Raw genomic sequence first — 842 nt, forward strand, 5'->3', positions numbered from 1 at the left:
ACCGCGCGCCTCGGCAGGCGCCGGGGCTGCAACCGCGGTCACGCCGACGGCTGCGACGGTGGCCAGAACTGCCAATGTCTTCTTCATGCTGTCCTCCTTCGCGTCTTGCGGAGGTAACGATGAACGCCTGCGATGGTTGCGCGCAGGCTGCGGAACCCGCCGCCGCAAAAAATGTCGACGGAACTCGGAACGAAATCGCCGGGCGCGCATTGCCTCGTCAAGTGCGGGAGCCTCCGCCATCCGGGTTGAGGCAACAGCACGAAGCCCCGTCAGCATCTCCGCGATGCTGGCGGGGTTTTCAGTTTCACGGGGAGCAGGTGGCAGCACAAGACGATTGCTGCCAGCGGGGCGAACGATGGAGGAAGGTTTGCCCTTATCTGCTTTGCTGGCCCGCATCCGCAAGATGGTTCCCAGATCCGACGATCAGCATTACGACGAGATCGTCCGCAGCTTCGGGGTCGGCGCGTTGCGCTCGCCGCCGACGCCGATGAGTGACCGCGAGCTGGCGCGGGCCATCGCCGAGTTCCTGAAAGAGCAGCCGTCGAGCGAATCCGTTGCCGCCCTCGGGCGCCGGCTCGACCCCTCCTCTCCGGTCTAGTTTCTTCGCGAGGAGCAGGGAACCAGGATTGCGCGCGGACGTTGAGTCCTCTCTCACGCTGAGCGGAAGAGGCCGACATGCCCGCGTGGCTCGAAGTCTTGCTCAACCTGTCCGGCTATGCCGGCTTCGTGGCGCTTGCCTCGCGCGGCACCGCGGGCCCGCAGGCGCCGGACGATCGCGTCTACAGCGACGAGCGTTAATCGACGTGCGCCGCTCTAGTTGGCGTGCGCCGCATTAATGGGCG

Annotated in this window: 2 protein-coding genes and 1 pseudogene; 2 read left to right on the forward strand and 1 reads right to left on the reverse strand. The window is 65.9% G+C overall.

Translation table 11 applies throughout. The features are described 5' to 3' along the window. Nucleotides 1-402 (reverse strand): annotated as a pseudogene (locus MOV75_RS40080) (hypothetical protein); the annotation flags it as partial. A gap of 1 nt (nucleotide 403) precedes the next feature. On the opposite strand from MOV75_RS40080, the gene MOV75_RS40085 reads away from it, so the two are divergent. Then, complete coding sequence (locus MOV75_RS40085) at nucleotides 404-598, forward strand: hypothetical protein (RefSeq protein WP_246922757.1); 195 nt, start codon at nucleotides 404-406, stop codon at nucleotides 596-598. Between the two features lie 77 nt (nucleotides 599-675). Next, entirely contained in the window at nucleotides 676-798 is a 123-nt protein-coding gene (locus MOV75_RS42510; RefSeq protein ID WP_258719531.1) for a hypothetical protein, read from the forward strand. The last annotated feature ends 44 nt before the right edge of the window (nucleotides 799-842 follow it).

This window comes from Bradyrhizobium sp. PRIMUS42 (assembly GCF_023006515.1).
In the GTDB taxonomy this organism is placed as follows: Bacteria; Pseudomonadota; Alphaproteobacteria; order Rhizobiales; family Xanthobacteraceae; genus Bradyrhizobium.

Bases quoted from the DNA above. Each gene is read 5' to 3' on its own strand.
- MOV75_RS40085 (WP_246922757.1), top strand. From the start codon at position 404: ATGGTTCCCAGATCCGACGATCAGCATTACGACGAGATCGTCCGCAGC.
- MOV75_RS42510 (WP_258719531.1), top strand. From the start codon at position 676: ATGCCCGCGTGGCTCGAAGTCTTGCTCAACCTGTCCGGCTATGCCGGC.